This is a genomic window from Streptomyces sp. NPDC056480 (assembly GCF_042795405.1).
In the GTDB taxonomy this organism is placed as follows: domain Bacteria; phylum Actinomycetota; class Actinomycetes; order Streptomycetales; family Streptomycetaceae; genus Streptomyces.
The window spans coordinates 1-24,750 of record NZ_JBHTSA010000113.1 but is presented as its reverse complement, the minus strand read 5'-3'; the positions used below and the strand labels follow the sequence as shown (position 1 = coordinate 24,750).

27 protein-coding genes are annotated in these 24,750 nt (G+C 72.7%); 21 read left to right on the top strand and 6 right to left on the bottom strand.

The annotated features are described in order from the left end of the window. Window positions 1-51: 51 nt before the first annotated feature. Together ACFQ79_RS33045 and coaA are read right to left on the bottom strand one after the other, a co-directional pair. Entirely contained in the window at window positions 52-1,011 is a 960-nt protein-coding gene (locus ACFQ79_RS33045) for a DUF389 domain-containing protein (RefSeq protein ID WP_383590280.1), read from the bottom strand. Between the two features lie 2 nt (window positions 1,012-1,013). Beyond that, window positions 1,014-1,982: a type I pantothenate kinase gene (gene coaA / locus ACFQ79_RS33040; RefSeq protein WP_355966051.1), complete on the bottom strand. Its 969-nt coding sequence runs from the start codon at window positions 1,980-1,982 to the stop codon at window positions 1,014-1,016. Between the two features lie 198 nt (window positions 1,983-2,180). Here coaA and ACFQ79_RS33035 point away from each other — a divergent pair, with 198 nt between their 5' ends. From ACFQ79_RS33035 to ACFQ79_RS33025, 3 genes are read left to right on the top strand one after another with little or no spacing between them, the layout of a single operon-like run. Next, on the top strand, window positions 2,181-2,951 hold the full coding sequence (locus ACFQ79_RS33035; RefSeq protein WP_383590277.1) for a hypothetical protein: 771 nt from the start codon (window positions 2,181-2,183) through the stop codon (window positions 2,949-2,951). A gap of 39 nt (window positions 2,952-2,990) precedes the next feature. After that, window positions 2,991-4,838: a glutamine--fructose-6-phosphate transaminase (isomerizing) gene (gene glmS / locus ACFQ79_RS33030; protein ID WP_383590276.1), complete on the top strand. Its 1,848-nt coding sequence runs from the start codon at window positions 2,991-2,993 to the stop codon at window positions 4,836-4,838. Between the two features lie 24 nt (window positions 4,839-4,862). Then, complete coding sequence (locus tag ACFQ79_RS33025) at window positions 4,863-5,231, top strand: holo-ACP synthase (RefSeq protein ID WP_383590274.1); 369 nt, start codon at window positions 4,863-4,865, stop codon at window positions 5,229-5,231. A 106-nt stretch (window positions 5,232-5,337) separates the two neighbouring features. Here the strand turns inward: ACFQ79_RS33025 and ACFQ79_RS33020 are convergent, their stop codons facing one another. Together ACFQ79_RS33020 and ACFQ79_RS33015 are read right to left on the bottom strand one after the other, a co-directional pair. After that, complete coding sequence (locus ACFQ79_RS33020) at window positions 5,338-6,846, bottom strand: YncE family protein (RefSeq protein ID WP_383590272.1); 1,509 nt, start codon at window positions 6,844-6,846, stop codon at window positions 5,338-5,340. Next, complete coding sequence (locus ACFQ79_RS33015) at window positions 6,843-7,400, bottom strand: hypothetical protein (protein WP_383590270.1); 558 nt, start codon at window positions 7,398-7,400, stop codon at window positions 6,843-6,845. The genes ACFQ79_RS33020 and ACFQ79_RS33015 overlap by 4 nt, the downstream gene beginning before the upstream one ends. 171 nt (window positions 7,401-7,571) lie before the next feature. On the opposite strand from ACFQ79_RS33015, the gene ACFQ79_RS33010 reads away from it, so the two are divergent. From ACFQ79_RS33010 to ACFQ79_RS32985, 6 genes are all read left to right on the top strand, one after another. Beyond that, a complete protein-coding gene (locus ACFQ79_RS33010; RefSeq protein WP_383590268.1) occupies window positions 7,572-9,068 on the top strand; it encodes an NAD(P)H-hydrate dehydratase in 1,497 nt (498 codons plus the stop codon). A 236-nt stretch (window positions 9,069-9,304) separates the two neighbouring features. Continuing rightward, complete coding sequence (locus ACFQ79_RS33005; RefSeq protein ID WP_383590266.1) at window positions 9,305-10,138, top strand: L,D-transpeptidase family protein; 834 nt, start codon at window positions 9,305-9,307, stop codon at window positions 10,136-10,138. Window positions 10,139-10,158: 20 nt separating this feature from the next. After that, window positions 10,159-11,307, top strand: a complete 1,149-nt coding sequence (gene alr / locus ACFQ79_RS33000) for an alanine racemase (RefSeq protein ID WP_383590264.1) — start codon at window positions 10,159-10,161, stop codon at window positions 11,305-11,307. A gap of 10 nt (window positions 11,308-11,317) precedes the next feature. Continuing rightward, a complete protein-coding gene (locus ACFQ79_RS32995) occupies window positions 11,318-12,508 on the top strand; it encodes an alpha/beta fold hydrolase (protein ID WP_383590262.1) in 1,191 nt (396 codons plus the stop codon). 10 nt (window positions 12,509-12,518) lie between these two features. Next, a complete protein-coding gene (tsaE, locus tag ACFQ79_RS32990) occupies window positions 12,519-13,019 on the top strand; it encodes a tRNA (adenosine(37)-N6)-threonylcarbamoyltransferase complex ATPase subunit type 1 TsaE (RefSeq protein ID WP_383590260.1) in 501 nt (166 codons plus the stop codon). A 134-nt stretch (window positions 13,020-13,153) separates the two neighbouring features. Further along, entirely contained in the window at window positions 13,154-13,345 is a 192-nt protein-coding gene (locus ACFQ79_RS32985) for a hypothetical protein (protein WP_383590259.1), read from the top strand. Between the two features lie 126 nt (window positions 13,346-13,471). Here the strand turns inward: ACFQ79_RS32985 and ACFQ79_RS32980 are convergent, their stop codons facing one another. Continuing rightward, the gene (locus ACFQ79_RS32980; protein WP_383590284.1) at window positions 13,472-14,014 is read right to left on the bottom strand and encodes a hypothetical protein; all 543 of its coding nucleotides are present in this window, start codon (window positions 14,012-14,014) and stop codon (window positions 13,472-13,474) included. Between the two features lie 120 nt (window positions 14,015-14,134). On the opposite strand from ACFQ79_RS32980, the gene tsaB reads away from it, so the two are divergent. The 8 genes from tsaB to ACFQ79_RS32940 all read left to right on the top strand — a co-directional run bounded on the left by tsaB (window position 14,135) and on the right by ACFQ79_RS32940 (window position 19,978). Further along, window positions 14,135-14,791, top strand: a complete 657-nt coding sequence (gene tsaB, locus ACFQ79_RS32975) for a tRNA (adenosine(37)-N6)-threonylcarbamoyltransferase complex dimerization subunit type 1 TsaB (RefSeq protein ID WP_383590257.1) — start codon at window positions 14,135-14,137, stop codon at window positions 14,789-14,791. Then, window positions 14,788-15,285 carry a ribosomal protein S18-alanine N-acetyltransferase gene (gene rimI / locus ACFQ79_RS32970; protein ID WP_383590255.1) on the top strand — a complete coding sequence of 166 codons (498 nt, stop codon included), beginning with the start codon at window positions 14,788-14,790 and terminating at the stop codon, window positions 15,283-15,285. Before tsaB ends, rimI begins: the two co-directional genes overlap by 4 nt. Beyond that, window positions 15,275-16,390, top strand: a complete 1,116-nt coding sequence (gene tsaD / locus ACFQ79_RS32965) for a tRNA (adenosine(37)-N6)-threonylcarbamoyltransferase complex transferase subunit TsaD (protein ID WP_383590253.1) — start codon at window positions 15,275-15,277, stop codon at window positions 16,388-16,390. The genes rimI and tsaD overlap by 11 nt, the downstream gene beginning before the upstream one ends. Further along, window positions 16,387-16,641, top strand: coding sequence for a hypothetical protein (locus ACFQ79_RS32960; protein ID WP_383590252.1), 255 nt, complete (start codon window positions 16,387-16,389; stop codon window positions 16,639-16,641). The genes tsaD and ACFQ79_RS32960 overlap by 4 nt, the downstream gene beginning before the upstream one ends. A 65-nt stretch (window positions 16,642-16,706) precedes the next feature. Continuing rightward, window positions 16,707-17,555 carry a polysaccharide deacetylase family protein gene (locus ACFQ79_RS32955; protein WP_383590250.1) on the top strand — a complete coding sequence of 283 codons (849 nt, stop codon included), beginning with the start codon at window positions 16,707-16,709 and terminating at the stop codon, window positions 17,553-17,555. 112 nt (window positions 17,556-17,667) lie between these two features. Further along, window positions 17,668-18,033 carry a YciI family protein gene (locus ACFQ79_RS32950; RefSeq protein ID WP_187623382.1) on the top strand — a complete coding sequence of 122 codons (366 nt, stop codon included), beginning with the start codon at window positions 17,668-17,670 and terminating at the stop codon, window positions 18,031-18,033. Window positions 18,034-18,115: 82 nt separating this feature from the next. Beyond that, a complete protein-coding gene (locus tag ACFQ79_RS32945; protein ID WP_383590282.1) occupies window positions 18,116-19,321 on the top strand; it encodes an RNA polymerase sigma factor in 1,206 nt (401 codons plus the stop codon). A gap of 21 nt (window positions 19,322-19,342) precedes the next feature. Continuing rightward, window positions 19,343-19,978, top strand: coding sequence for a hypothetical protein (locus ACFQ79_RS32940; RefSeq protein WP_383590248.1), 636 nt, complete (start codon window positions 19,343-19,345; stop codon window positions 19,976-19,978). A gap of 74 nt (window positions 19,979-20,052) precedes the next feature. Here the strand turns inward: ACFQ79_RS32940 and ACFQ79_RS32935 are convergent, their stop codons facing one another. Next, the gene (locus ACFQ79_RS32935) at window positions 20,053-21,243 is read right to left on the bottom strand and encodes a methyltransferase domain-containing protein (protein WP_383590246.1); all 1,191 of its coding nucleotides are present in this window, start codon (window positions 21,241-21,243) and stop codon (window positions 20,053-20,055) included. 129 nt (window positions 21,244-21,372) lie between these two features. Here ACFQ79_RS32935 and ACFQ79_RS32930 point away from each other — a divergent pair, with 129 nt between their 5' ends. From ACFQ79_RS32930 to groL, 4 genes are all read left to right on the top strand, one after another. Further along, window positions 21,373-22,299 (top strand): polysaccharide deacetylase family protein, encoded by a 927-nt coding sequence (locus ACFQ79_RS32930; protein ID WP_383590244.1) that lies wholly within the window; start codon window positions 21,373-21,375, stop codon window positions 22,297-22,299. After that, a complete protein-coding gene (locus ACFQ79_RS32925) occupies window positions 22,296-22,487 on the top strand; it encodes a hypothetical protein (protein WP_383590242.1) in 192 nt (63 codons plus the stop codon). Before ACFQ79_RS32930 ends, ACFQ79_RS32925 begins: the two co-directional genes overlap by 4 nt. A gap of 175 nt (window positions 22,488-22,662) precedes the next feature. Further along, window positions 22,663-22,971, top strand: coding sequence for a co-chaperone GroES (groES, locus tag ACFQ79_RS32920; RefSeq protein ID WP_017239619.1), 309 nt, complete (start codon window positions 22,663-22,665; stop codon window positions 22,969-22,971). A gap of 111 nt (window positions 22,972-23,082) precedes the next feature. Beyond that, window positions 23,083-24,705, top strand: a complete 1,623-nt coding sequence (gene groL, locus ACFQ79_RS32915; RefSeq protein WP_383590240.1) for a chaperonin GroEL — start codon at window positions 23,083-23,085, stop codon at window positions 24,703-24,705. Window positions 24,706-24,750: the final 45 nt, after the last annotated feature.

Sequence of the window (24,750 nt, the reverse complement as noted above, 5' to 3'; positions counted from 1 at the left end):
CCCGTATCGGGTGCGGGCGGGGCCCTTTCAGTTGCCCCTTCGGCTGCCCTTTCAGCTGCCCTTCCGGGCCCCGGGCGGGCGGCGCCAGTGGCCGCGCTGGGTGTGCCAGAGGAGCTTCTGCCCGTACAGGGTCAGCACCCCGGCCAGCATGATGCCGAACAGGTTCAGCATCAGCTGCTCGATCGAGCCCCACATCTGGCCGAAGTCGCCGTAGCTGAGGGCGACCGCCGCGTTCGCGCCCGCCGGGACCGTCGTCACCGAGATCGCCACGCCCACCAGGGCCCCGGACTTGGCCGAGGTCAGGGAGAGCATGCCCGCCACACCCGCGAGCAGGGCCACGACGAACGAGAACGGGTCCGGCTGCCAGATGAAGCTGGTGTTGGGGCGGTCACCGTCGAGCCGGCTCTCGCTGAACAGGTCGAGTGCGTCCATTCCCAGACTGAACACCGTCGTCGCCGCGATCGCCGCCGCGAAGCCGACGATCAGCGCGATCAGCGAGCGTGCCGCCAGCCTCGGCTCGCGGCGCACCACGGCCGTGCAGACTCCCGCGAGCGGGCCGAACTCCGGTCCGACCGCCATGGCGCCCACGATCAGGATCGAGTTGTCCAGGACGACACCGCAGGCCGCGATCATCGTCGCCAGGATCATGAACGCGCTGTACGTGATCGAGAGCGTCGACTCCTCGTGCGTAGCCCCTTCCAGCTGCTCCCACAGCACCGCGTCCGCCGGCTCGCCCGGAGCCTCCTTCTCGGCGGTGTCCGCACGCGCGGAGAGGGAGAAGTCGATGTTCTCGACCGCGATGGAGCCGTCCTGATCGATCCTCAGCCCGCGCAGTCCCTTGAGGAGTTCGTCGCCCGCCTCACGGGCGACGTCGCACATCACCACGTCGCCGGAGGGCTCCCGGGCCGCTCCGGGCAGTACCACCAGGTGTGTGGTGCCGACCGTGGACTCGATCACCTCGACGGCGGCCCGGGTGCGGTCGGGCGGCACGATCATCCGGAGATGCAGCATCCTCAGAGCTTACGGAGACTCAGCCTCTGCACCTTGTGGTCGGGGCCCTTGCGGACGACGAGAGTCGCCCGGCCGCGGGTCGGGGCGACGTTCTCCAGGAGGTTCACCTTGTTGATGGTCCGCCACATGGTGCGCGCGTAGTCGAGGGCCTCGTCCTCGGAGACCTGGGTGTAGCGCTGGAAGTAGGAGTCGGGGTCCTGGAAGGCGGTGTCGCGCAGCTTGCGGAAGCGGTTGAGGTACCAGCGCTCGATGTCCTCCGGGCGCGCGTCCACGTACACCGAGAAGTCGAAGTAGTCGGCGAGGCCGACGCGGGTGCGGCCGTCCTTGCCGGGCAGGGCCGGCTGGAGGACGTTGAGGCCCTCGACGATGAGGATGTCCGGGCGGCGGACGACGAGGCGCTCGCCGGGGACGCGGTCGTAGATGAGGTGCGAGTAGACCGGGGCCGTGACCTCGTCCTTGCCCGCCTTGATGTCGGCGACGAACCGCGTCAGGGCCCGGCGGTCGTACGACTCGGGGAAGCCCTTGCGGGACATGAGGCCGCGGGCCTTCAGCTCCTCCATCGGGTAGAGGAAGGCGTCCGTGGTGACCAGCTCCACGCGCGGGTGCTCCGGCCAGCGGGCGAGGAGGGCCTGGAGGAGACGGGAGACCGTCGACTTCCCGACGGCGACCGAACCGGCGACTCCTATGACGAAGGGGGTGCCGCGCTGCTCGGCGCTCTCGCCGAGGAAGGTGTTGAGGGCGCCCCGCAGTCCGCTGGTGGCCTGCACGTACAGATTGAGCAGCCGGGACAGCGGGAGGTAGATGTCCCGGACCTCGTCGAGGTCGATGACGTCCCCGAAACCGCGGAGCCGCTCGACCTCCTCGGCGGTGAGGGGGAGCGGGGTCTTGTCGCGCAGGGCGCTCCACTCGGCGCGGGTGAGGTCGACGTAGGGCGTCGTGCCGTTGGCGCTTCGTGGCGGCGAAGTGATCACCCCGCCATTGTCGCGGGTCGGCGGGGGGTGTGGGGGGTGGGGTGGGTCACGCGGAAATCGCGTTGTCCGACCGTGGACCTAGGGTGATCCTTTGATGCCGCGTGGGCTCCTGGATCCGATGCCTCACGACTTCACGCGGGGGGAAGCCGCCCTGTCGGGCGGCTTGTGAACACGAAGAGAAGCAGAGAGCCGCCTCAGATGCGTACGTCCATTCGAAGTGCCGCCGTCGCGGCCACCGCCGTCTCCCTCGCCCTGCTCGTCACCGCCTGCGGTGGCGGGGAGAAGAGCGACGACAAGGGTGACAAGGCCGGTGGCACCGGTGCGCCCAGCGCCTCCGCCACGAGCGCGCCCGCCGCCAGGACGCTGTCCGACGCCGAGCTGGAGAAGGCGATCGTCGAGCGGGCCGACCTCAAGGGCTACCAGGTGCAGAAGACCGAGACCGGGGACGTCGTCCCGGCGGCCTCGGTCACCGCCGACAAGGCCGCCTGTGCGCCGATCGCCCACGCCATGTCCTTCATCTCGCCCGGCTCGCCCGCCGCGTCGGCGGAGCGCAAGGTCCTCGAAGAGCCGAAGAAGGACGCGTCGGCCTCGCCCGAGGAGGCGATCCTCGGCGGGCTGGGTGCCCAGGTCACGGCGGTCACGCTCGGTTCGTACGAGGGGCAGGGCGCGCAGGAGGCCTTCGCCTCGGTGAAGAAGGCCGGTGCGGAGTGCGCCGGCGGCTTCCACGTCGTCCACCTCAAGGAGAAGACGAAGGTCGCCAAGGTCGCCCCGGAGAGCGTCACCGCCGGTGAGGAGGCCGTCGCCTTCACCGTCACCTCCGACATGGAGGGCGAGCCGTTCGTCAGCAAGCTCGTCGTCTTCCGTCAGGGCAACACGCTCGCGTCGTTCTCGACGATCAGCCTCGTCCCCGGCGGGGTCAAGACGCTGCCGCAGGCCGTCATCGACGCGCAGGCCGCCAAGCTGTCCTGACTCCGGCCCTTCGGGCGCCTTCCGCCGTAGGCTGCCGTCATGTGCGGAATCGTGGGATACGTCGGCGGGCAGTCGGCGCTTGATGTGGTGGTCGCGGGCCTCAAGAGGCTCGAATACCGGGGCTACGACTCGGCCGGTGTCGCGGTGCTCTCCGACGGAGGGCTCGCCGCGGCCAAGAAGGCGGGCAAGCTCGTCAACCTGGAGAAGGAGCTCGTGGACCGGCCGCTCGTCGGCGGGTCCGTGGGCATCGGACACACCCGCTGGGCCACCCACGGCGGGCCGACCGACGCCAACGCGCACCCGCATCTGGACAACGCCGGGCGCGTCGCCGTCGTCCACAACGGCATCATCGAGAACTTCGCCCCGCTCCGGGAGGAGCTCGCCGAGCGCGGCCACGACCTGCTGTCCGAGACGGACACCGAGGTCGTGGCCCACCTCATCGCCGAGGAGTTCTCCTCCGCGGGGGACCTCGCGGAGGCCATGCGGCTGGTGTGCCGGCGGCTCGACGGGGCCTTCACCCTGGTCGCCGTGCACGCCGACCAGCCGGACGTGGTCGTCGGCGCCCGCCGGAACTCGCCGCTCGTCGTCGGTGTCGGCGAGGGCGAGAACTTCCTCGCCTCCGACGTGTCCGCGTTCATCGCCCACACCCGGTCGGCCATCGAACTCGGCCAGGACCAGGTCGTCGAGCTGACCAGGGACGGCGTCACCGTCACCGACTTCGACGGGGCGCCCGCCGACGTCCGTGCCTTCCACGTGGACTGGGACGCCTCCGCCGCCGAGAAGGGCGGCTACGACTACTTCATGCTCAAGGAGATCGCCGAGCAGCCCAAGGCGGTCGCCGACACCCTCCTCGGCCGGATCGACGGCTCCGGCCGGCTCACCCTCGACGAGGTGCGCATCCCCGACGCCGTGCTCCGCGAGGCCGACAAGATCGTCATCATCGCGTGCGGCACCGCGTTCCACGCCGGTCTCATCGCCAAGTACGCCATCGAGCACTGGACCCGCATCCCGTGCGAGGTCGAGCTCGCCAGCGAGTTCCGCTACCGCGACCCGATCCTCGGCCAGCGCACCCTCGTGATCGCGATCTCCCAGTCGGGCGAGACGATGGACACGCTGATGGCACTGCGGCACGCGCGGGAGCAGGGCGCGAAGGTGCTCGCCGTGTGCAACACGAACGGGTCGACGATTCCGAGGGAATCCGATGCCGTGCTCTATACGCACGCAGGGCCCGAGGTCGCCGTCGCCTCCACCAAGGCCTTCCTCACCCAGCTCGTCGCCTGCTACCTCCTCGCGCTCTACCTCGGTCAGGTGCGCGGCACCAAGTGGGGCGACGAGATCCACGCCGTCGTCCGCGAGCTGGCCCGGATCGGCGACGAGGTCGAGCGGGTCCTGGAGACCATGGAGCCCGTCCGGGCCCTCGCCCGCTCCCTCGCGCACAAGGACACCGTCCTCTTCCTCGGCCGGCACGTCGGCTATCCCGTCGCCCTCGAAGGCGCCCTGAAGCTCAAGGAACTGGCGTACATGCACGCCGAGGGCTTCGCCGCCGGAGAGCTCAAGCACGGGCCGATCGCGCTCATCGAGGAGGACCTGCCGGTCGTGGTGGTCGTGCCCTCGCCCAAGGGCCGCTCCGTCCTCCACGACAAGATCGTCTCGAACATCCAGGAGATCCGCGCCCGCGGCGCCCGCACCATCGTGATCGCCGAGGAGGGCGACGAGGCCGTCGTCCCGTACGCCGACCACCTCGTCCGCATCCCGGCCACGCCTACGCTGCTCCAGCCGCTGGTCTCCACGGTGCCGCTCCAGGTCTTCGCCTGCGAGCTCGCCACCGCGCGGGGCAACGAGGTCGACCAGCCGCGCAATCTGGCCAAGTCCGTGACCGTGGAGTGAGTGCGTGCGTGTGAAGGTGAGCAGATGATCATCGGGGTGGGGATCGACGTGGCCGAGATCGACCGGTTCGCCGCGTCGATCGAGCGGACACCGGGGCTGCTCCAGCGCCTCTTCGTCGAGAGCGAACTGCTGCTTCCCAGCGGCGAGCGGCGTGGGCCCGCCTCCCTCGCGGTGCGGTTCGCCGCGAAGGAGGCCCTCGCGAAGGCGCTCGGCGCGCCGGGCGGGCTGCACTGGACGGACGCCGAGGTGTACGTCGAGGACACCGGGCAGCCACGGCTGCGGGTGAGCGGGACGGTGGCGGCGCGGGCGGCCGAGCTGGGCGTGAAGCACTGGCATGTGTCGCTGAGCCATGACGCGGGGGTCGCGTCCGCCGTGGTGATCGCCGAGGCGTAGGCGTGGGATGTACGGACCAGGGGCCCGGCCGTCGGAGGACGGTCGGGCCCCTGGCCGTGTGCGCGCGGCTGCCAGGGCCGGCGTCGGGTGTGAGTGCCGCGCGCGTCTAGGGGGTGGTGCTCCCGGTGTCTTCCTCCGCCGCTCGGCGTCGCCGGGTCAGGGCGAGTGCCGCGCCGCCGAGGGCGGCGAGGCTCGCCGCGGTGAGGGCGACGGGGAGGGCGCTGCCGCCGGTGGCGGCGAGGCCGCCGGCGGGGCTCGTTCCGTCGGGGGCGCCGGGGCGGGTGCCTCCGGTGGTGCCGCCGGCGTCGCTTGCGGTGCCGCCGCCGGTGGTGTGTCCCGTGGTGCCGTCCGGGGAGGTCGGGTCCGTAGGTGTCGGTTCGGGGGTCGGGGCGGTCGCCGTCGGTGAGGCGCCGGTCGGGCTCGGGTCCGTCGGGGGAGGGTCCGTCGGTTCCGCGGTCGGGGGCTCGGCCGTGGTCGTGTTCGTGGGTGCGGTCGTGGTCGGGGTCGGGCCGGTCGTGGTCGGCGTCGGGTCCGTGGAGGTCGGCGTCGGGTCCGTCGGCTCCCGGGTCGGTGTCGGTCCCGTGGGCGCAGGGGTCTTGCGTACCGTCTGGGTCACCGCTCCGCCGGCCACCGTGTAGAGCGTGTGCTCCGCGGGGTCCAGGGCCAGGGCCGCCGGGCGTTCGCCCGTCGTGATCGTCTCGGTCACCGTGCCCGTCCTCGGGTCGACGACCGCGACGGACGAGGCGCCGGTGCGGGCCGCGTACAGGGTCGTCGTCCCCGGGTCGTACGCGAGGGCCTTCGGGTTGCCGTCGACGGTGAGGGTGCCAGTGACCTCGAGTGCGGCGAGGTCGACGACCGAGACCGTACCGGCGGCCAGGTTGGCCACGTATCCCGTGCGGCCGGCCGGGTCGACGGTGACGCCCATGCTGCCCAGGGCGGTGGTCCCGAGGCTGACGGTGCCGGTGAGGCGGCCGGTGGTGCCGTCGACGGCGTTGAGGATGTTCCGGTAGACGACGGAGCCGTTCTCGACGGCACCGCCGACGTAGGTCGCGTAACCCGTGTGGCTCGTGGTGTCCACGGCGAGTCCGGCCGGGTGGAAGGGCAGGACGACGGGCGTACCGACGACCGTGCCGGTCCCGGTGTCGTAGACGGTCACGGACTTCGCGGCCTGGTTGCCGACGTACAGCCGGCCCTGTCCCGGGTCGGCGGCGAGGAGGGTGACGCTGCCCTCGACGGGCAGCCGGCCGTCGGTGACGGCGCGGGTCGCGGTGTCGTAGACGGCGATACGGGTCGACAGGCCGAGGTAGAGGGTGCCGGAGGCGCCGAGGGCCAGCACCGTGGCCGGTGCGGGGAGTTCGACCGGGTCGCCGACGGGTGCGCCGGTGGCCGTGTCGTACACCGTGAGGCGGTGGGCGGTGCCGTCGCTGCTGCTGACGTACAGGCGGTCGGCGGCCGGGTCGACCTCGGCGTCCAGGGCCGCGCCCAGGGGCGGGGCGAGGGTGCGGAGGTTCTCGTGGAGCGGGGCCGGGGTCGCTGCCGTGGTGGCGGCCGGCGCGACCGCCGCCGTGCCCGCGAGGGCGAGCACGGCGGCCGTCGCCAGGAGGACGGATCTCACTGGAAGGTCACCGGCACGTACACGTCGTACTTCCGGTCGGAGCTGTCGAAGTGGTCGGCTCGGGTGACGATCGCGCAGGTCACACCCGACTGGCCGCAGGTGACCGTGTCGGAGATCTTCGCCTTGACGTGGATCTGGACGGAGAAGGAGCCGAGGCCGCCGGACTCCGTGAACGGGGAGGAGTTGGACGGGGACATCCAGTACCAGTCGCTGTTCACCCAGTGGGAGGCGCCGGTCGTGCCGGTCTCGTCCTGGCCGCCGAGGCAGGGGGTGGGCTTGCTGTTCCAGGTGCCGGGGTCGGAGGTGTTCACCCCCGCGGGTATCGCGCAGAGGCCCACGTAGACACCCTGGTCGGGGTTGTATCCGGCGCCGGTCACGGTGACGTTGGCGCCGGCGGCGGAGGCGGTGTTCGGGGCGGTGAGGGAGAGGTTGTAGGTGCGGGTGCCGTCGGTGACGGTGCGGTTCGTGGTGGCGGCGGAGGCGGTGGAGGCGAGGCCGAGGGTGAGGACGGCGGCGGAGGCGAGGGTGAGGGCGGAGCGGGTGACGGTGCGCATGGCGAAGCTGGCCTTCCGGGAGACGGGTACCGACAGGTACCGGCTACTTAGGTAAGGCAAACCTAAGTTGATCGGTGAGGGGGCGTCAACCCGCGCCTCCGGGCCGGGGCTTGGGAGCGGGAGGTGTGGCGGCGGCGGGCGGGCGCCCGGGGGCTGCGGCAGACTGCGACCATGCGTACCGCTTACCGCGTGGAGACCGTACGGGCCGCCGAAGCCGCCCTCATGGCCCGACTCCCCGAAGGCGCGCTCATGCAACGCGCCGCCGCCGGACTCGCCGCCGCCTGCTGCTCGCTCCTCGGGAAGGGGCGCGTGTACGGGGCGAGAGCCGTCCTCCTCGTCGGCAGCGGCGACAACGGCGGCGACGCCCTCTACGCCGGCGCGCGGCTCGCCCGGCGCGGCGCCGGAGTCACCGCCGTCCTCCTCGGCGACCGCGCGCACGAGGGCGGGCTCGCCGCGTTGCGGGCGGCGGGGGGCCGGGTCGTGGACAGCGCCCACGACGACCCGTTCGAACCGCTCGCCGCCGCCGATCTCGTCCTCGACGGCATCACCGGCATCGGCGGACGGGGCGGGCTCCGGCCCGACGCCGTGCCCGTCGCCCGCGCCGCGCGCGGCTCCGACGCGGTCGTCGTCGCCGTCGACCTGCCGAGCGGCGTCGACGCGGACACGGGGGAGGTGGCGGGGGAGGCGCTGCGGGCGGACGTGACGGTGACCTTCGGGACGTACAAGCCGGGCCTGCTCGTCGACCCGGCGCGGTCCTACGCGGGCGCGCTGCGGCTCGTCGACATCGGGCTCGGCGCCGAACTGCCGGGCGTGGCCGACCTGGAGGCGCTCCAGCACCAGGACGTGGCGCGGCTGTTGCCCGTGCCGGGCGCCGAGAGCGACAAGTACCGGCGCGGGGTGCTCGGCGTCGTCGCCGGGTCCGCGCGCTATCCGGGAGCGGCCGTGCTCGCCGTCGAAGGGGCCCTGCGGGGCGGTGCGGGGGCCGTGCGGTACGTCGGGCCGGCGGCGGACGCGGTGATCGCGGCGCACCCGGAGACCCTGGTCCACCCGGGGCCGCCGGACCGCGCGGGGCGGGTGCAGGCATGGGTGGTCGGGCCGGGGCTCGGCGACGAGCCGGGCGTCGCGGAGGTCCTCGCATCGGACGTGCCGGTGCTCGTGGACGCCGACGGGCTGCGGGGGCTCGACCCTTCGCTCGTACGGGCCCGCAGCGCGCCGACCGTGCTCACCCCGCACGCGGGGGAGGCGGCGGCGCTGCTCGGCACGACCCGGGAGGACGTGGAGGCGGGGCGGCTCGCGGCGGTACGGGAGCTGGCGGCGCGGTTCGGGGCGACGGTGCTGCTCAAGGGGTCGACGACGCTGGTGTGCGGACCGGGGACGGGGGCGGGAACGGGGGCGGGACCGGGGACGGCGGGTGCGGCTGCGGGTGGCGCGGTGCGGGTGAACCCGACGGGGACCGGGTGGCTGGCGACGGCGGGAAGCGGGGATGTCCTGTCGGGCCTCGCGGGCTCGCTGCTGGCGGCGGGGCTGCGCCCGGTGGACGCGGCGTCGTGCGCGGCGTACCTGCACGGTCTCGCGGCGCGGCGGGCGTCGGGAGGCGGGCCGGTGACGGCGGGGGAGGTGGCGGGGGCACTGGGAGGCGCGTGGCGGGATGTGACGGACGGGCTGTAGGAGATGCCGTGGCGGGAGGTGGCCGCGGGGCAGTAGGAGGTGCCGTGGTGGGAAGATGCCGCGGGGCCGTAGGAGGTGCCGTGGCGGGAGGTGGCCCCGGGGCCGCAGGGGAGCACGGATTCCCCCTCACCCCACCCCCGGTCGGCTGAACACGCTCCGCCGGCCGCCTCTCCCGGCGCGCTCGCCCGGGCCGTCGGGGATGGGATGGGTGGGTGATCAGATCCAGAAGTCGTGCCGTGTCGTTGTTCGTTCTTCTCGGGGTCCTGCTCGTGCCCCTGGCCGGAGGCGGGGCCGCCGCCGACGTTCCCGAGCCGGGGGACGGGCTCGTGCCCGGCGTGGTCGGGGGCGGGCAGGCCGAGTATCCGATGGACACGCCCGATCAGGTGCTGCCGCCCCTGCGGCCCGAGGGCGACGTGCCCGTGCCCACGCCCGAGGAGGAAGCGGACGAGCTGGTCGAGTACATGCCCCGGAGTGCCGTGGCGGCCTCCTGCACCGCCACCACCGGCACCCATCAGCGGCGGGTCGAGCGGCTGCTGAAGCTCAAGGTCGACGGGAAGCAGTCCGCCGCCGACTGCCGGGCCATCCGCGCCTTCCAGATCAGGGAGAGGATCAAGCCCGCCAACGGCTACGCCGGACCCGTCACCTGGGCCAGGGCCGAGCTGCTCGCCGCCCGGAAGAACCTGGATCCGGGGCGCCGCTGTCCCGTGAAGAAGTACGCCGTGGCCTGTGTCGACCTCGATCGGCAGCTCATGTGGGTGCGGAAGGACAAGAAGGTGACCTTCCCCGTCGTCACCATGCGCAGCGGACGCAAGGGGTACGCCACCCGGACCGGATGGCACTCCGTCTACTGGCGGCACAAGGACCACTGGTCCACCATCTACAACACCCCCATGCCCTACTCCCAGTTCTTCAGCGGCGGTCAGGCCTTCCACGCCGTCTACGGGCAGCTCGCCACGCCCACCGGCAGCCGCGGCTGCGTCAATCTCAGCTACCGCCACGCCCAGAAACTCTGGGACGTGCTGCGCAAGGGTGACCGGGTCTACATCTGGGGAAAGCGGCCCGGGAGCTGACACCTGAGAGACTGGGCGCGATGACTGAGACACCGCCGCCCCGCAGAGCCCGCGCCGAGATCGACCTCGGTGCGCTGCGTGCGAACGTCCGCACGCTGCGCGCCCGTGTCGCCCCCCACGTCCGGATCATGGCCGTGGTCAAGGCCGACGCGTACGGTCACGGCGCGCTGCGCTGTGCCCGCGCCGCCCTGGACGCGGGTGCCGACTGGCTCGGCACGGCCACCCCGCACGAGGCGCTCGCGCTGCGCGCCGCCGGGATCACGGACGTGCCGGTCATGTGCTGGCTCTGGACCCCGGGCGACCCCTGGGACCAGGGCATCGAGGCCGGTCTCGACATGTCGGTGAGCGGGATGTGGGCCCTGGAGGAGGTCGTCGAGGCGGCCAGGAGGACCGGCGGCACCGCGCGCGTCCAGCTCAAGGCCGACACCGGGCTCGGGCGCAACGGCTGCCAGCCCGCCGACTGGCCCGAGCTGGTCGGAGCGGCCCTGAAGGCCGAGGCCGACGGGCTCGTCAAGGTCACCGGACTCTGGTCGCACCTCGCCTGCGCCGACGAGCCGCACCACCCCTCCATCGCCGCCCAGCTCGACGTCTTCCGCTCGATGCTCGACCACGCCGAGCAGGCCGGCGTCGAGCCCGAGGTCCGGCACATCGCCAACTCGCCGGCCACCCTCACCCTCCCCGAGGCCCACTTCGACCTGGTCCGTCCCGGTATCGCCATGTACGGCGTGTCGCCGAGCCCGGAGTTGGGCACCTCCGCCGAGCTGGGGCTGCGGCCGGTGATGTCGCTCAAGGCGAGCGTCGCCCTCGTCAAGCGGGTCCCGGCCGGCCACGGCGTCAGTTACGGCCACCACTACGTCACCGACGCCGAGACGACCCTCGGCCTCGTGCCGCTCGGCTACGCCGACGGCGTCCCCCGGCACGCCTCCGGCCGCGGCCCCGTCCTCGTCGACGGCACCGTCCGTACCGTCGCCGGACGCGTCGCCATGGACCAGTTCGTCGTCGACCTGGGCGGGGACGTCCCCGAGCCGGGCACCGAGGCCGTGCTGTTCGGACCCGGCGACCGGGGCGAACCGACCGCCGAGGACTGGGCGGTGGCCGCCGACACCATCGCGTACGAGATCGTCACCCGGATCGGCGCGCGCGTCCCGCGCGTGTACCTGGGCGAGTAAAGGGGGGCCCGTGGGCGAGTCCAGCAGCACCGGTACGTGGCGCCGCGCCGGATTCGCCGGCGCCGCGATAGGCGTCCTCGCGGCGGGAGCGGCCGCCGGGGTGGCCGTCGAGCGGCTCACCGTCGGCAGGTCCGTACGGCAGAAGGCGCGCCTCGCCCTGGACTCCACCGGCCCGTACGGCGGGCTGCGCGGGACCCCGGGCCGGGCCCTCGCCGACGACTCGACCGTCCTGTACTACGAGGTCGACGAGGTGGCGCCGGACACCCCGCCCGCCCGTCGGCGGCGGCTCTTCGGGCGCAAGGAGCCCGCCCCCGTGACCGTCGTCTTCAGCCACGGCTACTGCCTCAACCAGGACTCCTGGCACTTCCAGCGGGCCGCGCTGCGCGGTCTCGTCCGCACCGTCCACTGGGACCAGCGCAGCCACGGCCGCTCGGGGCAGGGCGTCGCCCAGTCCGGCGCCGAGGCCGTGCCCGTCACCATCGACCAGCTGGGCCGGGACCTCAAGGCCGTCCTCGACGCCGCCGCGCCCGAGGGTCCGCTCGTCCTCGTCGGGCACTCGATGGGCGGTATGACGATCATGGCGCTCGCGGACCGGTACCCGGAGTTCGTCCGCGACCGGGTCGTCGGCGTCGCCTTCGTCGGCACGTCCGCCGGGAAGCTCGGGGAGGTCTCGTACGGCCTCCCGATCGCCGGCGTCAACGCCGTGAGGAGGGTCCTGCCCGGTGTGCTGCGCGCGCTCGGCTCCCAGGCGGAGCTGGTCGAGCGGGGCCGTCGGGCGACCGCGGACCTGTTCGCCGGGCTCATCAAGAAGTACTCGTTCGCCTCGAGGGACGTCGACCCGGCCGTCGCCCGCTTCGCCGAGCGGATGATCGAGTCCACCCCCATCGACGTCGTCGCCGCCTTCTACCCGGCCTTCGCCGAGCACGACAAGGCCGCCGCGCTGCCCGTCCTCCGCGACCTTCCGGTGCTCGCGCTCGCCGGCGACCACGACCTGGTCACCCCCAGCTCCCACACCGAGGCCATCGCCGATGTCCTCCCGGAGGCGGAGCTCGTCATCGTGCCGGACGGCGGCCACCTGGTGATGCTGGAGCACCCGGAGGCGGTCACCGACCGGCTCGCCGACCTGCTCGTCCGGGTGGGAGCCGTCCCGGAGACCGCGGCGGCGACCGTCACGGTGAGGCCGGAGACCCGCAACGGTTAAGTTGGCGGGTATGGAAGCAGCGCACCCGCCCGTCTCCGGCGCCACTCTCGCCATCGACTCCCCCCAGCAGATGCAGGAGCTCGGCCGCCGTCTCGCGAAGATCCTCCGTCCCGGCGACCTCGTCATGCTCACCGGTGAACTGGGCGCCGGGAAGACGACCCTCACCCGTGGCCTCGGCGAGGGCCTCGGCGTGCGGGGCGCCGTCACGTCCCCGACCTTCGTCATCGCCCGCGTCCATCCGTCCCTGGTCGGCGGCCCCGCGCTGGTGCACGTGGACGCGTACCGCCTCGGCGGCGGACTCGACGAGATGGAGGACCTGGACCTCGACGTCTCGCTGCCCGAGTCGGTCGTGGTCGTCGAATGGGGTGACGGGAAGGTCGAGGAGCTGACGGACGACCGGCTGCACCTGCTGATCCACCGGGTGGCCGGCGACACCGACGACGACCGGCGCACGGTCGTGCTGCGCGGGATCGGTCCGCGCTGGGCCGAGGAGGACCTGGGAGTGCTCTGACCGGCCGTACGGGCTGCCCCACGGTCGTACGTAGTTTCCGACAACGTGTCGGGAAGGTGTTGCGTCGTTCCCACGTGCCGTGGTCACATGGATGCACAAGCTGGTTAGGTGAACCTAACCTACGGGAGGCATGCATGGCGACGCCGAAGCGCGCGGAACCCGTCCGGGACCACGTCTCGATGAGTGAGCTGCTGGCATCCTGCGCGGCCGCCCGCGCCGTGTCGACCCCGCCGGGCGGGCGCCCCGACCGGGCGGACGAGGAGCGCGGGGCGAGGGCCGGGCAGGTCGAGCGGATCGTGCGGGTCGTCCGCGGCAGAGCCGCGTAGCCCTGGGGCGGGTCCGGAGCGGCCCGCCCTCCGTGCCTGCGCGACGACGCCTGCGCGACGACGCCTGCACGACGACGCCTGCACGACGACGCCTGCGCGTCGACGCCTGCGCGTCGACGCCTGCGCCTACGCGACGACGACGACCTTCGCGCCGATCACCGCGAACGTCCACAGCGCGTCCCCGTCGGCCCGCTTCATGCGGATGCCGCCGGTCTTCCTCGCCGGGTCCGGGCTCGGCGTCGAGCCGTCGACCGCCGCGCTGAAGCCGATCGCCACGTCCTGGGCCGTGGCGAACCGCACCACGTGCTCGATCTGCACGCCGTCCGAGCCGCGGACCGAGCCCGAGCGGGAGGTCACGCTGTACGCGCCCGGCGCCGGGTCCACCGTGCTCGGCATCACCGTGAACGTCCGGGTGGCCTTGCCCTTCGCGTTGACCAGCCACACCCGGCGGTCGGCGAGGGAATACACCACGCGCTCGCCGCTGCCGGAGGCCGCGGGCACGGCCAGGGGGTCCTTCGGGGGCTGCTTCGGCCCGCCGCTCGGCGAGATCGACGGGACGGAGGTGCCGGGGGTCCGGGGCTTGGCCGCCAGATCGGAGGGAGCGTTCGCCGAGGCCTGGTACGCCAGGAAACAGACCGCGGCGACGGCCGCCGCCGTGAGCCCGGCCACGAATCCCGAGCTGCTCCGTGCCACCGTGCCCACCTCTCGTACGAATGTATCGAAGGGTGACGGTAGCAGCCGGGGGAGCGAGGGGCGGGGCACCGTGCCCGGGAGCCGTAGGCTGTTCGCGTGCTGTTGCTCGCCATGGATACCGCCACCCCCGCCGTCACCGTCGCCCTCCACGACGGCGAGGCCGTCGTCGCCTCGTCGGGTCAGGTCGACGCCCGCCGCCACGGGGAGCTGCTGCTGCCCGCCGTCGACCGGGTCCTCAACGAGGCCGGACTGAAGCTCGACGCGGTCACCGGGATCGTCGTCGGCGTCGGCCCCGGGCCGTACACCGGCCTCCGGGTCGGTCTCGTCACGGCCGCGGCCTTCTCCTCCGCGCTCGGCGTCCCGGTGCACGGCCTGTGCACCCTCGACGGCCTCGCGTACGCCTCCGGGATCGACGAGCCCTTCGCCGTCGCCACGGACGCGCGCCGCAAGGAGGTCTACTGGGCGCGGTACGACGACTCCCGTACGCGCGTGACCGACGCGGCCGTCGACCGGCCCGCCGAGATCGCCGAGCGGCTCGCCGGACTCCCCGTCGTCGGCGCGGGCGCCCGCCTCTACCCCGAGGCCTTCCCCGACGCCCGCGACCCCGAGCACCAGTCGGCGGCCGCGCTCGCCGCGCTCGCGGCGGAGCGGCTCGCGGCCGGCGGGGGCGGCTTCCTCGACCCGCTGCCGATGTATCTGCGCCGGCCCGACGCGCAGGTGCCGAAGAACTACAAGGTGGTCACCCCCAAGTGACCGGCGCCCTGGAACTGCGCGAGATGCGCTGGTGGGACATCGCACCGGTGCTGGCCCTCGAGGACGAGCTGTTCCCCGAGGACGCCTGGTCGGCGGGGATGTTCTGGTCGGAGCTCGCGCACGCGCGCGGGCCGCGGGCCACCCGCCGCTACCTGGTGGCGGAGACCTCCGAGGGCAGACTCGTCGGGTACGCGGGGCTCGCCGCGGCCGGCGGACTCGGCGACGTGCAGACGATCGCCGTCGCCCGCGACCAGTGGGGTACGGGGCTCGGCGCCCGGCTCCTCACCGACCTGCTCCACCACGCCACCGCCTTCGAGTGCGAAGAGGTGCTCCTCGAAGTGCGCGTGGACAACACCCGGGCCCAGAAGCTCTACGAGCGCTTCGGCTTCGAGCCCATCGGTTTCCGGCGCGGCTACTACCAGCCCGGAAACGTGGACGCGCTCGTGATGCGACTGACCGTTCAAGGAACTGAGACTGATTCTGATGGCTGCTGACGAACCGCTCGTACTCGGCATCGAGACCTCCTGCGACGAGACCGGCGTCGGCATCGTCCACGGGACCACGCTCCTCGCGGACGCCGTCGCGTCCAGCGTCGACACCCATGCCCGCTTCGGCGGCGTCGTGCCCGAGATCGCCTCCCGCGCCCACCTGGAGGCGATGGTCCCGACGATCGAGCGCGCCCTCAAGACGGCCGGGATCTCCGCGAAGGACCTCGACGGCATCGCCGTCACGGCCGGCCCCGGCCTCGCGGGCGCGCTGCTCGTCGGCGTCTCGGCGGCCAAGGCCTACGCGTACGCCCTCGGCAAGCCGCTCTACGGCGTCAACCACCTCGCCTCGCACATCTGCGTCGACCAGCTGGAGCACGGCAAGCTGCCCGAGCCGACGATGGCGCTGCTCGTCTCCGGCGGCCACTCCTCGCTGCTGCTCTCCTCCGACATCACCTCCGACGTGCGGCCGCTGGGCGCCACCATCGACGACGCGGCGGGCGAGGCCTTCGACAAGATCGCCCGGGTCCTCGACCTCGGCTTCCCCGGCGGACCGGTCATCGACCGGCTCGCCAGGGAGGGCGACCCGGCCGCCATCGCGTTCCCGCGCGGTCTGAGCGGCTCGCGGGACCCCGCGTACGACTTCTCCTTCTCCGGCCTCAAGACCGCCGTGGCCCGCTGGATCGAGGCCAAGCGGGCGGCCGGCGAGGACGTGCCCGTGCGGGACGTCGCCGCGTCCTTCCAGGAGGCGGTCGTGGACGTCCTCACCCGCAAGGCCGTCCGGGCCTGCAAGGACGAGGGCGTCGACCACCTGATGATCGGCGGCGGCGTCGCCGCCAACTCGCGGCTCCGGGCGCTCGCCCAGGAGCGCTGCGAGCGGGCCGGTATCCGGCTGCGGGTGCCACGGCCCGGACTGTGCACCGACAACGGCGCGATGGTCGCGGCCCTCGGCTCCGAGATGGTGGCCCGCAACCGGCCCGCCTCCGACCTGGAACTGTCGGCGGACTCGTCCCTTCCGGTGACGGACCCGCACGTGCCGGGCGCCCACGCGCACGGCCACTCCCACGACCACGATCACGTGCACGAGGTCAGCAAGGAGAACCTGTACTCATGAGGCTCACCCTCATGTGGGAGGCGCGGGCCGCGCAGGGCCGGGGAGCCGAGCTCCTGGAATGGGCCCGCGCGCGGGTCCTCGCCCGTGAGCCGGTCCGCCGGGAGGTCTTCCGGGCCCCGCAGGACCGGGTCCTCGTCCTCACCTGGTGGGAGGCGGAGAGCTTCGACGCCGAGCTGCCCGAGCTGCCGGAGCCGGACGCGGAGCTGATCACCCGTCCGGTCCACCGCTGGCGCTTCGAGTCGGTCGAATAGCCGGACGGGCGACACGCGACCGAAAGTAGAGCAACCTTTCGATCGAATCCGGCATCCCACAGCGCGTGAAGAAGACGATCGCGCTGTGGGCGGCGCTGACCGCCGCCGCTCTCCTGGTGACCGGCTGCGGGGCGGAACGGCCCGCACCCGCCGCCGCCCCGGTGAAGACGGACGCACCCGCGGCCGAACCGTCCGCCGGGCAGCAGGCACCCGAGGCACCCGAGGCCGCGGCCGCCGCCGCGTACCGCCGCTGGGGCCTCAAGCCCCTCCCGGCCCCGCCCGCCCCGCCGGCGGTCAAGCCGGTGACGCGCGGGCCGGGCGACCCGGTCCCCGTCATCAGCGAGATACCGACCACCGAGAAGATCGTCTTCATCACGATCGACGACGGCGCGGAGAAGGACCCCGCGTTCGTCAGAATGATGAAGGACCTCAGGATCCCGGTCACGATGTTCCTCACGGACTCGGCCGTCCGCGCCGACTACGGGTACTTCACCCCGCTCGTCGCCCAGGGCCACGGACTCGCCAACCACACCCTCACCCACCCCGACCTGCGCACCCTGTCCCAGGACGCCCAGCGCCGGGAGATATGCGGCCAGCAGACGAAGCTCGCGCAGCGGTACGGCACGACCCCGCGCCTCTTCCGCCCGCCCTACGGCAACTGGAACGAGGCCACGCGCGCGGCGGCGGGCACGTGCGGTGTCGACGCGATCGTGCTGTGGCGCGAGTCCATGCAGATCAAGAACATGCAGTACCAGCGCGCCGACAAGAAGCTGCACCCCGGCGACATCATCCTGGCCCACTTCCGGGGCCCCTCCGAGCTCAAGGGCCGGACGATGACCGAGATGACGGCGACGATGCTCCGCCGCATCCAGGAGCAGGGCTTCACGGTGGCGCGACTGGAGGACTACGTCTGAGCCGATGACGTCGGAAGAAACTTCTCGCGAGTCGTCGATGCGGTGCTCTCCCGTTCGACGTATGTGTGGAAGGCGGGGAACGGCCCCGCCACCGCATCATCGAGGAGTCGTCATGCCCCGCTTCCTGTCCCTCGTCCGCATCGAGGAGAACACCATCGACATGGAGAGCGCCGACCCCGGCTTCGAGGAGCGGATGGGCGCGCTCTTCGAGGAGATCACCAAGGCCGGGGCCATGGTGGACACCGCCGGGCTCAGGCCGACCTCCGAGTCCACCCGGATCACCTGGTCGGACGGGAAGCTGTCGTTCACCGACGGACCGTTCACCGAGACCAAGGAGGTCGTCGGCGGCTACGCGATGCTCCAGTGCAAGGACATGGCCGAGGCCGTCGAGTGGGGGAAGCGGTTCCTCGCCGTGCACCCGCCCCAGTGGAAGGTCGGGCTCGAGGTCCGCGAGGTCGAGGAGATGCCGGAGGGCTGACCGCTTCCGGAGCCGTACCTGTGCTGTCATGTGAGGCGTGACGGCACAGACGGTCGAGGAGACGCTGGAGACGGTCTTCCGGATGGAGTCGGCGCGGATCATCGCCACGGTGGCGCGGATCGTCCGCGACGTCGGCATCGCCGAGGAGATCGCCCAGGACGCGCTCGTCGCCGCGCTCGAGCAGTGGCCGCGGACAGGCGTCCCGGAGCGCCCGGGAGCCTGGCTGACGGCCGCCGCCAAGCACCGGGCCGTCGACCTGGTGCGGCGGCGCGAGACGTACGCGCGGAAGCTCGCGGAGGTCGGCCGCACGCTCACGGAGGAGTCGTACGATCCCGAGCCCTCGGGCCCCGGGGACATCGACGACGACGTGCTGCGGCTGATCTTCACCGCCTGCCACCCCGTGCTCTCCGCCGAGGCCCGCGCCGCCCTCACCCTGCGGCTCGTCGGCGGGCTCCGGACGGACGAGATCGCCCGCGCCTTCCTCGTGCCGGAGGCGACCGTCGCGGCCCGGATCACCCGGGCCAAGCGGGCGCTCGCGAAGGCGGGCGTGGAGTTCGAGGTGCCGTACGGGCAGGACCGGGCCGCCCGGCTCGGCTCCGTCCTCGAGGTCGTCTACCTGATCTTCAACGAGGGGTACGCGGCGACCGCGGGCGACGACCTGCTGCGGCCGGGCCTCTGCGAGGACGCGCTGCGGCTCGCCCGCGTCCTCGCCGCGCTCGTCCCGCAGGAGGGCGAAGCGCAGGGGCTCGTCGCCCTGTTGGAGCTCCAGGCCTCCCGGACGGCGGCCAGGACCGGACCGGACGGGCGGCCGGTGCTGCTCGCCGCGCAGGACCGGCGGCGCTGGAACCGGCTCCTCATCCGGCGCGGATACGCCGCGCTCGAACGCGCCGGGGACGGGCGCTCGTACGGCCCGTACGCCCTCCAGGCCGCGATCGCCGCCCTCCACGCGCGGGCCGCCTCGTACGAGGAGACGGACTGGGCGACCATCGCCGCGCTGTACGGGAAGCTGGGCGCCCTCGCCCCCTCGCCGGTCGTCGAGCTGAACCGCGCGGTCGCCGTGTCGATGGCCGAGGGCCCCGCGGCGGCCCTGCCGATCGTCGACGCCCTCGCCGCCGAACCGGACCTGGCCCGCTACCACTTGCTGCCGAGCGTCCGCGGCGACCTGCTGGCCCGCCTCGGGCGGGCGGAGGAGGCGCGGGCGGAGTTCGAGCGGGCGGCGGACCTCACCCGCAACGAGAGCGAACGGGCGCTGTTGCGGGGGAAGGTGCGGGAGTTGGACGTGCCGTGACGCGCCCTTAGGGTGCTTGGCATGTCCCCGCGTAACCCGTTGCCCCCGCCGCCCCCGCCCGCCGAGATCCGGAACTGGCCCGACCGCGACGCGCGGCTCGCCGACCGGGCGCGGGCCCTGGACGAGCTCGGCAGGCGGCTGCTCGGGGGCGCGCGGCTCGCGATGTTCCTGCTCTGGTTCCTCCTGCTCCAGCTGGGCTGGGGGCTGGTCGGCGTCCTGCTCACCTCGATGGGACAGCCCGTCCCCGACGTGCTGATGCTGATCACCGGGCTCGCCACGTCGCTCTTCGGCATCGGGGTCCTCGTCCCGGCCGTGTGGCTGACGATCCGCAGCCTGCGGCTCGACCGGACGGTCCGCGAGCGCCTCGTGCAGTGGGCGGAGCTGGACCGGCACGGCCCGACGGACGCCCGGCTGCGCGCCCCCGTCCTGAGCGCCTGCTGGCTGCTGCTGTCCTTCGCGATGTGCGGCTTCGGCCTCTGGATGGGCTTCGCGGTCCCGATGGGCGTCAGCCGCAACGACGGCTACGGCCTGGTCGCCTACGGCATGGGCGTCGCCCTGATCCTCTGGGTCACCGGCCTGACGGGTCTGGTGAAGGCCATAGGGCACTACCGCTTCGCGGTGCGGCTGACGGGCCGCGGGCCGTCGGCGGCGTCCTGAGCCGGCCGCCTCGGCCGCCGCGCCGCGCAGCGGTATGAGCCGGCCGCCGCGCGTCGCGTCCTGATCGGTGGGGGTCAGCGGCCGCCGCCCGCCGGGCGGCCGATCAGCATCGTCGGGGCTCCCGCGACGCGGGTGAGCAGGACCGTCGCCGCGTTCGGCCCCTTCGGCTTCACCTTCCGGCGGATCTCCTCGGGTTCGACGGCCGAGCCGCGCTTCTTCACCGTCAGGGTGCCGACCTCGCGCTCCCGCAGCAGGGCCTTCAACTTCTTCAGGTTGAAGGGGAGTTCGTCGGTGATCTCGTACGCGGCGGCGTACGGGGTCGGGACCAGCCCGTCCGCCGTGACGTACGCGATCGTCTCGTCGATCAGGCCGCCGGCCAGCTCCTCCGCCACCTCGGCGACGAGATGCGCGCGGATGACCGCGCCGTCCGGCTCGTAGAGGTAGCGGCCGACCGGGCGGACCGCCGGGTCGGGGAGGCCCCGGCCGACCAGGCCGGCGCCCGAGGGGAGCAGGGTGGCGCGGCGGGCGCCCGGTTCCGTGCCGAACCAGAGGACGGCCTCCTTGACGTCCCCGCCGTCCGAGATCCATTCGGCCTCGGCCTCCGCCGGGACCGCCTCGTGCGGGATGCCCGGGGCCACCTTGAGCGCCGCGTGCGGGGCCTTGCGGGCCGCCTCGACCGCCCAGGAGAGCGGCGGGGAGTACGCCTCGGGGTCGAAGATCCGGCCCCGGCCGCCGCGCCGCGCCGGGTCGACGAAGACCGCGTCGTACGGGGCGGTGTCGATCTCGGTGACGTCCGCGCAGCGCACCTCGATGAGCTCCGTGAGGCCGAGCGCCTCGGCGTTGGCGCGGGCGACCTCCGCCGTCAGCGGGTCGCGGTCCACGGCGAGGACCGAGATCCCGGCGCGGGCGAGCGCGATCGCGTCGCCGCCGATCCCGGAGCAGAGGTCCGCCACGCTGCGGACCCCGAGCGCCTTCATCCGGCCGGCCCGGTAGGTGCCGACCGAGGCGCGCGTCGACTGCTCGACGCCGTTCGGCGTGAAGTACATCCGGTACGCGTCCTCCGCGCCGAACTTCGCCACCGCCCGCTGCCGCAGCCGCGCCTGCCCGACGGCCGCCGTCACCAGCTCGGCGGGGTGGTCGCGGCGCAGCCGGGAGACGACCGCCAGTTCCTGGGCGGGGTCGTGGTCGCGGAGGACCGTGAGGAGCGTCTGCCCCTCGGGGGTGAGCAGCGGGGCGAAGGCGGCGAGGTCGGTCACCCGTCCCATTGTGGGCCCTGTGATGCTGTGGGCCGGCCGGGGGACCGAGGGCACGTACGGCGGTGTCGTACCCGTGAAGGGGCTTCCGCGCTGACAGGATGCGGCGCCATACGACTCGTACGACAAAAGGAATAAACGATGGCAAAAGGTGTGCACGGTTCCTCCCGGGTGCTCGGGGCGGTGCTCGTCGTCGCCGCCCTCGCCTCCGCCGCCACCGGCTGCTCCGAAAGCGCCGAGCCGGACCGCGGCGCGCCCGCCCCCGCCGCCGGGCAGCAGGCGCGGGCCCAGGAGCAGGGCGCGGCCGGCGCGCTCAACGCGTACGTCGAGAGGGTCCACAAGCAGCGCGCCGCCCGTGTGCTCGCCGCCAAGAAGTGGGGCCTCGCCAAGCCCCCGCTCGAAGCCCCGGCCCCGCCCGCCGTCAAGCCGAAGATCACCACCCGCAAGGGCTTCGAGACCGACGGGGAAGACCTGCCGCCCGTCTTCACCACCGTCCCGACCAAGCAGAAGATCGTCTTCCTGACGATCGACGACGGCTCGGAGAAGGACCCCGAGCTGCTGCGGATGATGAAGGAGCTGAAGATCCCCTACAGCGCCTTCCTCAGCGACTACGTCGTCAAGGACGACTACGGCTACTTCGCCCGGATGCAGAAGTCGCAGGAGTCGGGGGTGTCCCTGCACAACCACACCCTCAACCACCGCTACCTGCCCGGACTCTCGTACAAGCAGCAGAAGCGCGAGATCTGCGGGATGCAGGACGTCATCGAGAAGCGATTCGGCACCCGGCCCCCGCTGTTCCGCCCGCCGTACGGCAACTACAACGAGGACACCCTGCGGGCCGCCAAGACCTGCGGCGTCAAGGCCGTCCCGCTGTGGGCCGCGGAGGCATTCCCCGACCACATGGAGTGGCGCGAGTGGGACCGGGACCTGCACCCCGGCGACATCGTCCTCACCCACTTCCGGGGCAAGGAGGACTGGAAGGGCAGCATGGCCGACATGGTCCGCCGGGTGATGAACGTGATCACGGCCAAGGGGTACGCGGTCGCGAAGCTCGAGGACTACGTGTGAGCGGACGGCGGGCGCTGCCCCTCCTGGCCGCCGTACTCGTGCTGGGACTGACCGGCTGCGCCTCGACCGTGGACTCGATCGAGCGGCTCGGCCGGAAGGCGGTGGAACGCGTCGGCACCGGCGGGGCGGAGCCGGCCGCCGCGGCCGACGGCGCGCCCCCGCGGCCGGAAGCGAACCGCCGAGGGTGAGGAATTGGCACTCCGCTTGACCGAGTGCTAATCGCGGTCATAGTCTCGGCTCTGGCACTCACCACTGGAGAGTGCCAACAGAGCGACGGGCAGGTCCGGCACCCGCGACGACGGATCCACCTGGTCGCCACCTCAGACAGTTGACCCCGAGATCTCCGAAGGGGGAGGTCGGATCGTGACGACCACCAGCTCCAAGGTTGCCATCAAGCCGCTCGAGGACCGCATTGTGGTCCAGCCGCTCGACGCCGAGCAGACCACCGCCTCTGGCCTGGTCATCCCGGACACTGCCAAGGAGAAGCCCCAGGAGGGCGTCGTCCTGGCCGTGGGCCCGGGCCGCTTCGAGAACGGCGAGCGTCTGCCGCTCGACGTCAAGACCGGCGACATCGTGCTGTACAGCAAGTACGGCGGCACCGAGGTGAAGTACAACGGCGAGGAGTACCTCGTCCTCTCGGCTCGCGACGTGCTCGCGATCGTCGAGAAGTAATTCACCGAAGTATCTGAAGCAGATGCTTTGAGCTGCGCCCCTTGACCCCGCACCGGGCGTCCGGGGGCGCGGTTCGTTCCACCCCATTTCCGAGAGGGCTGAACCGCTCCCATGGCGAAGATCCTGAAGTTCGACGAGGACGCCCGTCGCGCCCTTGAGCGCGGCGTCAACAAGCTTGCCGACACGGTGAAGGTGACGATCGGCCCCAAGGGCCGCAACGTCGTCATCGACAAGAAGTTCGGCGCCCCCACCATCACCAACGACGGTGTCACGATCGCCCGCGAGGTCGAGATCGAGGACCCGTACGAGAACCTCGGCGCCCAGCTGGTGAAGGAGGTGGCGACCAAGACCAACGACATCGCGGGTGACGGCACCACCACCGCCACCGTGCTCGCCCAGGCCCTGGTCCGCGAGGGTCTGCGCAACGTCGCCGCGGGTGCCTCCCCGGCCGCCCTGAAGAAGGGCATCGACGCCGCCGTCAAGGCCGTCTCCGAGGAGCTGCTCGCCACCGCGCGCCCGATCGAGGACAAGTCCGACATCGCCGCCGTCGCCGCGCTCTCCGCGCAGGACCAGCAGGTCGGCGAGCTCATCGCCGAGGCGATGGACAAGGTCGGCAAGGACGGTGTCATCACCGTCGAGGAGTCCAACACCTTCGGCCTGGAGCTCGACTTCACCGAGGGCATGGCCTTCGACAAGGGCTACCTGTCCCCGTACATGGTGACCGACCAGGAGCGCATGGAGGCCGTCCTCGACGACCCGTACATCCTGATCAACCAGGGCAAGATCTCCTCGATCCAGGACCTGCTGCCCATCCTGGAGAAGGTCATCCAGGCCGGCGCCGGCAAGCCGCTGCTGATCATCGCCGAGGACGTCGAGGGCGAGGCCCTGTCGACCCTGGTCGTGAACAAGATCCGTGGCACCTTCAACGCCGTGGCCGTCAAGGCCCCCGGCTTCGGTGACCGCCGCAAGGCCATGCTCGGCGACATCGCCACCCTCACCGGTGCGACCGTCATCGCCGAGGAGGTCGGCCTCAAGCTCGACCAGGCCGGTCTGGACGTGCTCGGCACCGCCCGCCGCGTCACCATCACCAAGGACGACACCACGATCGTCGACGGTGGCGGCGACTCGTCCGAGGTGCAGGGCCGCGTCAACCAGATCAAGGCCGAGATCGAGTCCACGGACTCGGACTGGGACCGCGAGAAGCTGCAGGAGCGCCTGGCGAAGCTCGCCGGCGGCGTCTGCGTCATCAAGGTCGGCGCCGCCACCGAGGTGGAGCTCAAGGAGAAGAAGCACCGCCTCGAGGACGCCATCTCGGCGACCCGCGCCGCGGTCGAGGAGGGCATCGTCTCCGGCGGTGGCTCCGCGCTCGTCCACGCCGTCAAGGTCCTCGAGGGCAACCTCGACAAGACCGGCGACGAGGCCACGGGTGTCGCGGTCGTCCGCCGCGCCGCCGTCGAGCCGCTGCGCTGGATCGCCGAGAACGCCGGCCTCGAGGGCTACGTCATCACCTCGAAGGTGGCGGAGCTCGACAAGGGCCAGGGCTTCAACGCCGCGACCGGCGAGTACGGCGACCTGGTCAAGGCCGGCGTCATCGACCCGGTGAAGGTGACGCGCTCCGCGCTGGAGAACGCCGCCTCGATCGCCTCCCTCCTCCTCACCACCGAGACCCTCGTGGTGGAGAAGAAGGAAGAGGAGCCGGCGGACCACGGCCACGGCCACGGTCACTCGCACTGACGCGTGTCCTAGCTCGTAGCTGATCACCGAGGCCCGGTGCCCCCG

Bases quoted from the DNA above. Each gene is read 5' to 3' on its own strand.
- ACFQ79_RS32950 (WP_187623382.1), top strand. From the start codon at position 17,668: ATGCCCCGCTTCCTGTCCCTCGTCCGCATCGAGGAGAACACCATCGAC.
- tsaE (WP_383590260.1), top strand. From the start codon at position 12,519: ATGGAAGCAGCGCACCCGCCCGTCTCCGGCGCCACTCTCGCCATCGAC.
- ACFQ79_RS33035 (WP_383590277.1), top strand. From the start codon at position 2,181: ATGCGTACGTCCATTCGAAGTGCCGCCGTCGCGGCCACCGCCGTCTCC.
- ACFQ79_RS32960 (WP_383590252.1), top strand. From the start codon at position 16,387: ATGAGGCTCACCCTCATGTGGGAGGCGCGGGCCGCGCAGGGCCGGGGA.
- ACFQ79_RS32930 (WP_383590244.1), top strand. From the start codon at position 21,373: ATGGCAAAAGGTGTGCACGGTTCCTCCCGGGTGCTCGGGGCGGTGCTC.
- ACFQ79_RS32935 (WP_383590246.1), bottom strand. From the start codon at position 21,243: ATGGGACGGGTGACCGACCTCGCCGCCTTCGCCCCGCTGCTCACCCCC.
- ACFQ79_RS32945 (WP_383590282.1), top strand. From the start codon at position 18,116: ATGGAGTCGGCGCGGATCATCGCCACGGTGGCGCGGATCGTCCGCGAC.
- alr (WP_383590264.1), top strand. From the start codon at position 10,159: ATGACTGAGACACCGCCGCCCCGCAGAGCCCGCGCCGAGATCGACCTC.
- ACFQ79_RS33045 (WP_383590280.1), bottom strand. From the start codon at position 1,011: ATGCTGCATCTCCGGATGATCGTGCCGCCCGACCGCACCCGGGCCGCC.
- ACFQ79_RS33025 (WP_383590274.1), top strand. From the start codon at position 4,863: ATGATCATCGGGGTGGGGATCGACGTGGCCGAGATCGACCGGTTCGCC.
- glmS (WP_383590276.1), top strand. From the start codon at position 2,991: ATGTGCGGAATCGTGGGATACGTCGGCGGGCAGTCGGCGCTTGATGTG.
- ACFQ79_RS32940 (WP_383590248.1), top strand. From the start codon at position 19,343: ATGTCCCCGCGTAACCCGTTGCCCCCGCCGCCCCCGCCCGCCGAGATC.
- ACFQ79_RS33015 (WP_383590270.1), bottom strand. From the start codon at position 7,400: ATGCGCACCGTCACCCGCTCCGCCCTCACCCTCGCCTCCGCCGCCGTC.
- groL (WP_383590240.1), top strand. From the start codon at position 23,083: ATGGCGAAGATCCTGAAGTTCGACGAGGACGCCCGTCGCGCCCTTGAG.
- ACFQ79_RS33010 (WP_383590268.1), top strand. From the start codon at position 7,572: ATGCGTACCGCTTACCGCGTGGAGACCGTACGGGCCGCCGAAGCCGCC.
- tsaD (WP_383590253.1), top strand. From the start codon at position 15,275: ATGGCTGCTGACGAACCGCTCGTACTCGGCATCGAGACCTCCTGCGAC.
- ACFQ79_RS32985 (WP_383590259.1), top strand. From the start codon at position 13,154: ATGGCGACGCCGAAGCGCGCGGAACCCGTCCGGGACCACGTCTCGATG.